This is a genomic window from Alloprevotella sp. oral taxon 473 str. F0040 (genome assembly GCF_000318095.2).
Lineage (GTDB): Bacteria > Bacteroidota > Bacteroidia > Bacteroidales > Bacteroidaceae > Alloprevotella.
The window spans coordinates 350,075-360,598 of record NZ_KB290716.1; the positions used below are offsets into that span (position 1 = coordinate 350,075).

10 protein-coding genes and 1 riboswitch are annotated in these 10,524 nt (G+C 49.0%); of the genes, 4 read left to right on the forward strand and 6 right to left on the reverse strand.

Features of this window, described 5'->3' with window-relative positions; all coding sequences use genetic code 11:
• The first annotated feature begins 208 nt into the window (after positions 1-208).
• The 4 genes from HMPREF9999_RS05565 to HMPREF9999_RS05580 all read left to right on the forward strand — a co-directional run bounded on the left by HMPREF9999_RS05565 (position 209) and on the right by HMPREF9999_RS05580 (position 2,732).
• Complete coding sequence (locus HMPREF9999_RS05565; protein WP_009437501.1) at positions 209-592, forward strand: DUF3276 family protein; 384 nt, start codon at positions 209-211, stop codon at positions 590-592.
• A 255-nt stretch (positions 593-847) separates the two neighbouring features.
• Positions 848-1,456, forward strand: coding sequence for a 50S ribosomal protein L25/general stress protein Ctc (locus HMPREF9999_RS05570; RefSeq protein WP_009437502.1), 609 nt, complete (start codon positions 848-850; stop codon positions 1,454-1,456).
• A 198-nt stretch (positions 1,457-1,654) separates the two neighbouring features.
• Positions 1,655-2,215, forward strand: coding sequence for an aminoacyl-tRNA hydrolase (gene pth / locus HMPREF9999_RS05575; protein ID WP_009437503.1), 561 nt, complete (start codon positions 1,655-1,657; stop codon positions 2,213-2,215).
• Between the two features lie 100 nt (positions 2,216-2,315).
• Complete coding sequence (locus HMPREF9999_RS05580; RefSeq protein WP_009437504.1) at positions 2,316-2,732, forward strand: RNA-binding S4 domain-containing protein; 417 nt, start codon at positions 2,316-2,318, stop codon at positions 2,730-2,732.
• Between the two features lie 304 nt (positions 2,733-3,036).
• On the opposite strand, the gene HMPREF9999_RS05585 is transcribed toward HMPREF9999_RS05580, so the two are convergent.
• From HMPREF9999_RS05585 to thiS, 6 genes are all read right to left on the reverse strand, one after another.
• Complete coding sequence (locus HMPREF9999_RS05585) at positions 3,037-3,762, reverse strand: HesA/MoeB/ThiF family protein (RefSeq protein WP_009437505.1); 726 nt, start codon at positions 3,760-3,762, stop codon at positions 3,037-3,039.
• Between the two features lie 74 nt (positions 3,763-3,836).
• Positions 3,837-4,952: a 2-iminoacetate synthase ThiH gene (thiH, locus tag HMPREF9999_RS05590; protein ID WP_009437506.1), complete on the reverse strand. Its 1,116-nt coding sequence runs from the start codon at positions 4,950-4,952 to the stop codon at positions 3,837-3,839.
• Between the two features lie 11 nt (positions 4,953-4,963).
• Positions 4,964-5,731, reverse strand: a complete 768-nt coding sequence (locus tag HMPREF9999_RS05595; protein ID WP_009437507.1) for a thiazole synthase — start codon at positions 5,729-5,731, stop codon at positions 4,964-4,966.
• Positions 5,732-5,742: 11 nt separating this feature from the next.
• Positions 5,743-7,683, reverse strand: coding sequence for a thiamine phosphate synthase (gene thiE, locus HMPREF9999_RS05600; RefSeq protein WP_157049621.1), 1,941 nt, complete (start codon positions 7,681-7,683; stop codon positions 5,743-5,745).
• Between the two features lie 4 nt (positions 7,684-7,687).
• Positions 7,688-9,562, reverse strand: a complete 1,875-nt coding sequence (thiC, locus tag HMPREF9999_RS05605) for a phosphomethylpyrimidine synthase ThiC (protein ID WP_009437509.1) — start codon at positions 9,560-9,562, stop codon at positions 7,688-7,690.
• 116 nt (positions 9,563-9,678) lie between these two features.
• On the reverse strand, positions 9,679-9,882 hold the full coding sequence (gene thiS / locus HMPREF9999_RS05610; RefSeq protein WP_009437510.1) for a sulfur carrier protein ThiS: 204 nt from the start codon (positions 9,880-9,882) through the stop codon (positions 9,679-9,681).
• A 142-nt stretch (positions 9,883-10,024) separates the two neighbouring features.
• A riboswitch (TPP riboswitch) is annotated at positions 10,025-10,235 on the reverse strand.
• Positions 10,236-10,524 lie beyond the last annotated feature (289 nt).

The window sequence follows — 10,524 nt, forward strand, 5'->3', positions numbered from 1 at the left end:
CCTACAAAGATACAAACTAATGATGAGGTAGCGAAGACTTACACATCGTTTTCGCCAGAAAAAACAAGAAAGCTACAAAAAACGTATTACGGACTGCAAAAAAGACGTTATTTACTTGGTGCTTCTCAAAAAATAATGCAATTTTGCTGCTGAAACACAAGGAGCTACTCGCTATAAGCGGATAACTTCTTCTAAACTTTAACACTGCATGAGCACTCCTCTTGAACCATGGAAAGAACAAGCCGATAGCGACATCCTGTTTTCGCGAGTTGTCAAAGCCGGCAAGCGTGTCTATTACATTGACGTAAAAAGCGATCGTCGCGGAGAATACTATCTGGCGATGACAGAAAGCAAGCGCGTGAAAGACGGCACGGAGAATGAACGTCCAGTTTTTGAGAAACACAAGATATTTCTCTATCGCGAAGATATGTTGAAGTTCTTTGAGGCTTTTGGTGATGCTGTACATTATGTGGGTGAACATACCAGCTTGACGCGACGTCACACTGACACAGACAGCTCCTTTGACACAGAGTCTGAACAAGACACAGACTCTGCGAGCACACTTAGCACCAACTTCGACATCGAATTCTAGCCCCTTTTCTCATCTCCACTCCCCAAAAAGGAGAGTCCTTTTGCTCTCGCATCTTAGTTGATTGCCACATCAGAGGCAAAATGCGCTTGGAAACACCCTTCCGAAGCTGCTTTTTCCTCCTAAAATTTGCGCAATCAATAGAGAATGCGTAAATTTGCAGCCGAATTTGTCCTCCATAGGTCTAGACAAGACCACTGTGTGATGGCGAATTATACAAAATTTATTGTTTAATTCAGAGTAACACAACCCAAACTCATGAAGTCAATCTCTATTACTGGTACTAAGCGTGCCGACCTCGGTAAGAAGGCTACCAAGGAAGTTCGTAAGCAAGGTCTCGTACCCTGCGTAATCTACGGTGAAAAGAAGGATGCCAATGGTGCTCCCGAAGCTATCCACTTCCTCGTTGACGAAAAGCAAATCAACAAGGTAGTTTACACTCCCGAAATCTATTTGGTAAACATCAACCTCGATGGTCAAGACTGCCAAGCTGTAGTTAAGGAAATCCAATTCCACGCTGTTAAGGACAACGTGCTTCACGTTGACTTCTACCAAGTGAACCCCACTAAGCCCATCGTTATGGGTGTGCCCATCGCTCCTACAGGTCTTGCTGAAGGTGTGCGTGCTGGTGGTAAGCTCGTTACCATGGTACGTAAGCTCAAGGTTCGCGCTACTGTAGACGCTATCCCCGAAAAGCTCACCATCGACGTGACTAGCCTCGGTCTTGGTAAGTCTATCAAGTGCGGCGATCTCTCTTACGAAGGTCTCGAACTCGTAACTCCTAAGGAAGTTGTTGTAGTGACTGTTAAGATGACCCGTGCTGCTATGGGTGCTGCTGCTGCCGCTGCCGCTGCTGCCAAGAAGTAATAGCGCATTTCTGTGCAATCCCCTATGTGCCAGTGCCCCTTAGGGTACTGGCATTTTTTATTACCCTTTCCCAATACCCACATCTAGCAACGCAGAGTTGGCCCTGAGCACCCGTCTGAGTCATCAGACCATTTCATCACTCGTCTGCCCTCTCCCTAAAAGTACAGCTCGCAGTGAGCACGCATTTCTATCATAACTATGACGCATCTCATCGTAGGCCTTGGCAACATCGGCGCAGAATACGCAGGCACGCGCCACAACATCGGATTTGACGTAGTCGACAAACTAGCAGCCGATGCTGGCGCATCATGGGAAGACCGCCGCTATGGCGCAGTCTGCACCATTCGTGTGAAAAATCAAGTACTCGTTCTCCTCAAGCCCTCCACCTACATGAATCTTTCGGGCGATGCTGTGCGCTACTGGATGAAAGAGAAAAAAGTGGATTTGCCGCAGATGCTCGTCATTGTGGACGATCTTGCCCTACCCTTCGGACAACTCCGCATGAAAGCCAGTGGCAGCGAGGCTGGACACAACGGTCTTCGCCACATCACACAAGTGTTGGGCACACAGGCTTACAATCGTCTCCGCTTTGGCATTGGCAACAACTTCCCACGTGGTGGACAAGTAGACTTCGTGCTTGGCCATTTTGAAGGAGAAGATTTGGCGAAAAAGCCCGAAGCCTTGGCACGTGCTGCAGAAGCCGTCAAGAGTTTTGCCCTCCAAGGTCTCGATCGCACGATGAATCTCTTCAATCGCTAGACAAATCTTTCGCTCCATTCGCAGCTATCATCTGCTATTGCTCTGAGCGCACAAACTGATTTCCATTCTTCGTCACCTCACTCCTCACTCTATATTGCTTATGCCCACAGAAGCACGCATAGACAAATGGCTTTGGGCAGCGCGCATCTACAAGACGCGCACACTTGCTGCCGATGCCTGTAAAAACAATCGCATCACCATCAATAGTGCTGCCGTAAAACCATCACGTTCTGTCAAGGTAGGAGATGAAGTGGGCGTAAAGAAATCGCCTATCACCTACACATTCCGCGTACTCCAAGCCATTGAGAAGCGCGTAGGTGCAAAACTCCTGCCCGAAATCCTGGAGAACATCACTCCTCCAGAGCAATATGAACTCTTAGAAATGAGTCGTATCAGCGGGTTTATTGACCGTGCGCGCGGCACTGGCCGTCCCACGAAGAAAGATCGCCGAGCACTCGATGACTTTGCGGATGTTCCACTCTTCTTGGACGATGATTTCGATTTAGAAGAAGACTAGCGTTTGCTGCTTCCTTCCCATTTTACTCACTAAAATCTCCGACTTTTTCCAAATTATCTCGGAGTTTTTTAGAAACATCTCGGAGATTTTTTAGAAACTCTCCGAGATATTTTTTGTGCGCTCAGAGAGTTTCTTCTTTCTCCTCGCATATCGGCTTTCTAAATCATAGATACTTACAGCCATTCACCACCAAACTTTCCCGCGTCACCGCCACATTTCCTCTTTTCCAACAAGGGGCACCCACGTTTCATCCCAGAAACACAGGTGCCCCTTTCTCGTAGGCTGAACATTAGTCCACTTGCGCTTAGCGACGAATGCGCTGAAACGACAGACTAAGTCCGTCTACCAGTAGTAAACTATCCGACAACGGAGTGTGAAGTCCCAACAAAAACTTGAGGGCTTCCGTGGCTGCCAATGCCCCCAACAAAGCAGGTGTAGTCGCCATCATAGGAATGGGTGCGCTGCTCAAATGTCCCTTCTCCTTTACCATCACTTCATCGTCGCTGGTCGGAAATAAAGCTCCGTAAGTGAGATGCTCTGCATCGAAAAGTGCGATTTGCCCTTGCCAACTGTCCACAGAAACGTAAAGCCAAGGCATAGCATAAGATTCAGCATAGGCATCGAGCAATCTCCGTGTACCTTCATTGTCAGTAGCATCTATGATGAGATCGCAGCTTCCTAAGATTAGCTCTGCATTTTCTTCGCGAAGCCGCTCACAAACGACCTCCACATCACAATGCGGATTGTTGGCACGGAGATGCTCCGCAGCCAATACCGCTTTGGGTTGCCCGATTTGTGCAACAGTATAAAGCGTCTGGCGATGAAGATTGCTGAGCGACACTACATCATCATCGCAGACTCTGACATGCCCCACCCCACTCCCCACCAGAAGTGGCAGAATGGTGCAACCTAGTCCGCCAGCTCCCACCACGACCACACGCTTTTCAGCAAGAAGCCTTTGACCTACTCTCCCCACCTCGGGGAGCAACAACTGACGCTCATAGCGTTTGTCAAAATCATTGACCGACATATTGAGAATTATCCTTTGAAAATAAACGCATTATCTTTGTAGAAAGAAAGACGGTGATGAGATATTCTTGCCAGCTACAACCAACTATCCCAATCTTTCCACACAGGTTCGTAGCCCATAGACTGAAGATACTGCGCAAACTCTTCGGGACTACGTGCATCATTGATGGTGAACTGCTCCAACTCCTCATGCTGCTCGGCATAACCTCCGGGTTCGGTGTGGCTGCCAGCACTCATGCTCGTGACTCCTAAGGTGAGCACATGATTGCGGAAGGCTTCAGATTCGCGTGTGGAAAGTGATATATCTAGATGCTGATCGAGCAGTCTGAAAGCCAAAATCAGCTGGAGCATCCCTTTGTCATCAATCGGGCAAGCAGGATTGTAGCCGCCCACAGCAGGACGAAGGCGAGGGAGGGAAACGGAATAACGTGCCAACCGATAGCGCCGTTTGAGATAGCTCAGATGAAGTGCCGTGAAAGCACTATCCGTGCGCCAATCTTCAAGGCCGAGCAGCGCACCGATACCTATTTTTTCAATGCCCGCTTGGGCTATGCGATCGGGAGTTTCGAGTCGATAGCGGAAGTCAGCCTTCTTTCCTGCAGGATGGTATTCGGGATAGCGCGCTTCGTTGTAGGTTTCTTGGTAGACACAGACATTGCTTATGCCAGCAAGTCCAAGAGCCGCATATTGTTCTGTATCGAGCGGTTGAACTTCTAACGACAACTGTGCAAAATGGGGACGGAGATGCTTGACCACATCGAGATAGTATTGCCAAGAACGTAGGCCATGATCTTCGCCACTCACCAACAGCAGATGCCGAAAACCAAGTTGCAGAATGGCTTCTACTTCTCTATCTATCTCCGCGAGAGTCAAGCGACGACGATGAATCTTATGTTCCACACTAAATCCACAATACACACAACTATTAGAACAGATGTTGGAAAGATAGAGGGGAAGATAGAGTTGCATGGTGCGCCCGAAGCGTTCGACCGTGAGGCGGCGCGCTTCATGCGCCATAGGTTCTAAATAGGCTTCGGCAGCTGGAGAAACCAAGGCTAGAAAATCCTCGACAGTGCGGTGAGTGTGAGCCAATGCTCGCTCCACATCCGCAGGTGTCTGGGCATAGATATTGCGTTTTACCTCATCAAAATCAAAACGCTTCAAGAATTCGTAAGCGGTAGTGTATAGCATGATGCAGTCTTTTAGTCGAAGAGAAAAGCAGTGAGTGGGGAAGAAGCCTCTGCCTCTGCGCGCTGCGGGGCTAGTTTGGCGAGATAGGCTTCACGCCCTGCCTCTACGCCAAGACGAAAGGCATGAGCCATCTTCACTGGATCGCGCGCCACGGCGATGGCCGTATTGACCAATACTGCATCGGCTCCCATCTCCATGCACTCCGCAGCATGACTAGGACTGCCCAAACCGGCATCGACCACCACAGGAATGTTGCTTTCGGCGATGATGATGCGCAGCATAGCTCGGGTGTCTAGCCCGCGGTTGCTACCGATAGGGGCAGCAAGGGGCATCACCGTGGCGCAGCCCACCTCTTCGAGACGTTTACACAACACGGGGTCTGCCTGCACATAGGGTAAGACCACAAAACCTCGCTTCACTAACTCGGCGGCAGCCTTTAGTGTCTCTATGGGATCGGGCATGAGATAGCGAGGATCGGGATGTATTTCGAGTTTCAACCAATTGGTTTGAAGCGCTTCTCTACTCAACTCGGCAGCAAGAATAGCCTCGGCAGCGGTGCGCGCTCCACTGGTGTTAGGCAAGAGTTGCAAGCCTTGATGCAAAAGGGGAGCTATCATGTCGTCCGTGGTGCAGGCAGAAAGTTCTACGCGCTTGAGAGCCACTGTCACGAGTTGTGAGCCTGAGGCTTTAGCAGCTTCTGCCATCAAGGCAGATGAAGCAAATTTTCCCGTACCTAGAAACAGACGGGAGGTAAAAGTGTTGTCGGCAATGTTCAACATAGGGTATGAGTTTACTTAGATTTTGAGGTAAAAAGAGAACTATATTCTCCACAGACTTCGCGAATCAAGGCACCGCTCATGGCTACTCCATAAACGCCCAGTGCCTCAAACAAAGGCACTTCATCGGGACGAATGCCGCCGATGGCATAGGCAGGAAGAGGATATTCACCAAGGTGGAGCTGGCGATAACCTTCGATGCCTAGGATGGGGGCAAGACGTTGTTTGGTCTGTGTGAAACGATAAGGCCCAACTCCCACATAGTCTATGGGTTCACGGAGAGCAGCTTGCAAATCAGCTTGAGAATTGCAGGTGCGGCCTATCAATGCAGCATCTCCGAGGAGTTCACGCGCCAAAGTGGGGGACATGTCTTCTTTGCCGAGGTGGACACCATCAGCTCCAATGATATGTGCCACATCAACGTGGTCGTTGATGAGGAGGGGCACTCCGTAATTGCGGCAGAGCACTTGGATTTCTCGGGCGGTAGCTAGCATCAGTGACTTTGAGGCGTCCTTCATGCGCAACTGCACGATGTCGGCACGACCGCGAGATAGCACGGCTTCGGCCTGTCGTAGCACCTCTTCGGTGGAGGAGGCATGGGTGATGAACATGCGGTGTCCCAAGGGGGCTTTGCGGATTTTCGTGGGTAGGGCTTGGTGATTGCGATAGTGCGCCACAGCTCGTTGAGCCGTACTCATAGCGAACTGAAGATGAGAGCCGTTAGCAAGTTCAAAAGCTAGTGTTGTGCCGTAAAGACAACCTGTGCCATGACGGTCTTGCCCGATAGGGGGATAGAGACTTTCTGAGATGAATCCATCAGGGTGGTAGGCTCTGTCGATGATAGCATCGCCAGTTTGTAGCTCTCCTTTGCAGATGATTGTTGTCTGCCAACGTCGAGCAGCCTTTTCTGGTGTGAACTCTCCTAAGATTTGCTTTCGCTCATAGCCGTTGGGTAACAAGATGTCTACACTAGCTGCGGCTTCTTGGAGGGCAATGACGTCGACATCGGCTAGAAAGTCGTATCCAGAACTGGTGCGCAGGATGGGATCCCATACAATCAGACTATGAGGATAGCATTTCCGCACGTGATGGAAGATGACATTGAACTGCTGCAAGGAGGTGATAAGTCCTATTTTTACCACATCAGGAGCAGCTTGCTGTTCTAGAACTGCTAATTGCGACTTAATCTGCTCGTCTGTCATCTCCATGAAGCCACTGAACTTTTGGGCATTCTGATAGGTCACTGCAGTGGTGATAGTATAGCACTGCGCCCCCAATCGCTCTGCATAACGCACGTCGGCTGTAACACCTGCCTCGCTCGTGGGGTCAACTCCACCACACAACAGTATTCGCGGTTGACACATGCGCTGAACAGCTCCGTCGAGTTCATGGATTTTCAGCCCTTGCCAATAGCCTAGACTGGCTACGGCCAAGAAGCCCAACTGCAAAAACTGATGGGCATTAGTAGGATGGATTCCTCCCAAAGCGACCAGCGGACAGGATGCTTGCGCACAAATCTTTTGCAGTTCTGAGAAGCTCCAAACATTGCCCCCGTATCCTGGTTTACTCTGGCTTGCAGCAACTGGACTGAGGTAGGCATAATCGGGAAGGAAAGGCAGTTGGGCCAATTCTTCAGCACTATGGCAACTCACACTTACGGTTTGTCCAATCTCTAAATCAGGACGCTGGTTCAACGCTTGCCAACTGCGCACAGAAAGATGCAATCCCCCCAAACGATAACGGCGCACGAGGTCATCATGTTGCGACAAGATGCAACGATGGCGCAGGGGTTGCGGGATTGCCTCCAAGAGAGGTATCAACTCTTCTGCGGTGGCATGGGGTTTGCGAATGTGCACTCTCCCAATTCCAAAAGACAATAGTGTGCTAATCCACTGAGCTTCTGCCGGTGAGTTCAATTCGGGCGAAGTGATAATGATGTGATGTTTCGGTTCCATAGGGCTAAACATTCACAAATTTCTCACTTGAACCGCAAGGAGATTGGGACGAAGCGTCCTGGAGGTTTGGCTGATCTGCGGCTTCTAAGGGACAAGCTCCTGCAGGATGTTCCTCAACGGAAGGTTCTTGTTGCGATTGCAAGGTTTTGCGAAACTTACGATTAGCACGCATGGAGCAGAAATGTTCACCACACATGGAACAGAAGTGTTGTTTCTTCTGAGATTCTTCAGGCAGAGTTTGATCATGAAACTCTAGGGCTCGCTCTGGATCGAGAGATAAATGGAACTGATCGTACCAGCGGAACTCATAGCGCGCCTTGCTCATGGCGTAATCTCTCACAAAAGCTGTGGGATGTCCTTTGGCTAAGTCTGCGGCATGGGCTGCCAACTTATAGGTGACTACGCCTTGTCGCACATCATCGCGTTCAGGAAGGCCGAGATGTTCCTTTTGAGTGACGTAGCAGAGCATGGCAGTACCGAGATGTCCGATGATGGAAGCTCCAATGGCTCCAGTGATATGATCGTAGCCTGCGCCGATGTCTGACACCAAGGGACCGAGGGTGTAGAAGGGGGCTTCGTCACAATCGAGAAGCTCGCGTGTCATATTCTCTGGAATCATGTGCATGGGTATGTGTCCTGGGCCTTCTATCATGACTTGCACATAGTGGCGAGCGGCGATGCGATTGAGTTCGCCCAATGTTTTCAACTCTGCCATCTGCGCGGCGTCGTTGGCATCGTGGATGCAACCTGGACGAAGCCCATCGCCCAACGACAAGGCTACGTCATAACGAGCGGCTATCTCACAGATTTCTTCAAAGTGGTCATACAGAAAACTCTCTTGATTCTTAGCCGTGCACCAACCCGCCATGATGGCTCCTCCACGACTCACGATACCTGTGAGACGGCGTAGGGTGAGTGGGATGTGTTGCTGCCGAAGACCTGCGTGAATGGTGAAGTAGTCTACTCCTTGCTCGGCTTGCTCGATGAGGGTATCGCGATAGATTTCCCAAGTGAGGGCATCAACACGGCCGTTTACTTTTTCAAGAGCTTGGTAGAGGGGCACTGTGCCTATGGGTACAGGGCTATTGCGAATGATCCACTCACGCGTTTCATGGATGTTCTTACCAGTGGAGAGATCCATCACGGTGTCTGCTCCCCAACGTGTAGCCCAAACAGCCTTTTCTACTTCCTCAGCAATGCAGCTTGTTGTAGCGGAATTGCCAATGTTGGCATTGACTTTACAGAGGAAGTTTCTACCGATGATCATTGGTTCTGCCTCGGGATGGTTGATGTTGGCAGGAATGATGGCGCGACCTGCTGCTATCTCATCACGCACAAATTCAGCTGTTACGACTTTGGGTAAGACTGCACCACGGGGATCTCCACCAAGCAGATGGCGCTCCTCCACTGATTCGAGCATTTGATTCTCACGCAAGGCTACATACTCCATCTCTTCCGTTATGATGCCTTGAGCGGCATAATAACGCTGTGAGACACATTTGCCTTTTGCACGCAGAGGATGGGTTTCTACGTGGGGATAACGTAGTGCTGCTAGGGATTCGTTGGCTAAACTTGCTCGAGCAAAACTACTTCCCAAGCCTTCCTGTCGCTCTGTGTCTTGACGTCCCGCTATCCATTCTGCACGAAGTTTGGGAAGTCCTTCTTCTAAATTGACCTTATAAGCATCATCTGTATACGGGCCTCCTGTGTCGTAAACTACGACTGGTTCATTAGGACTATAACTTCCGTCGTCATTGCGAGTATCACTTAGGGGAATACGGCGCATTCCGACGTTAACACTGGGAAATCTTTGGCTTTTGACATAAATTTTCTCTGAACCGAGAAGGGAACCATGAGTTACGATGTCTTGGATTTTCATGAGTAATCTGGTTTTTCGATAAATGTTTTTGTATTGGAACGGCTAGATACGATGATTCCCCATTCTGCGGATAGCTGTAAGAATACGACTACTACCAAAAACAGGGACTAAAATACTCATCCACCAAAAGTTGGGCGGATTATCAAAAGTTCATCCTCTTCACTCAAAAAAGTATGAACAAACATGTCTCGGGAAATTACCTTTGCATTGAGAGCTACTGCACTACGAGTAGGTAAATCAATGCTCAGCTCTACAAGGGCTTGAGAGAGATTACAAGAACCGGTAATCTCTTTTGCTTCTCCATTTAGAAGGATCTTCATATTCGTCGCATTTGGGTTTATACAAACTTATTATAAACGTACGCGACTCTAAGAGCTACTGCTTTCCTATCCTCTCTTGGATAGGTGGATTCATAAAGAACCATTAAAGCTCAATAGAAGATCATAATGGAGGTTGGACGTAAAAAACGCCGCACTCTTTGCCTACGCCAGTATTATCTGGATCAGGTCTTCGGGTATAATCTCAGCACAGTATAGAACTATTCATACAAGTATGAACGACTAATGGTTAGCCATCTCGAGACTTTCAGTAATCAGACTAGCTATAATGCCAGCCTTTTCAGAACCTGAAGTCCCTAGGCGGATGTTCTATACCAGCACCCCTTAGAGTTGCTGATTGCAAAGTTAATACATTTCTGCGAATAACTAGCTAAAAGATGATAGTTTTTGAGCGCAACCCCAAAGCTACTCTGCTATATAAAACTTAAATAGCTACGAAAAAAAAAGAGAAAAGCAGATGAAATATCTGTAAAACATAATGCCCCCCAATGCAGATACGAAGAGACGAACACTATCCACCAGAACAACAACTCAATACTAGCACTATATAAACCAAACACTAGTACTCTATAGATCCTACACAAACAACATACAAACACAAAAAAGCCCCGAGTTGATTGTGAA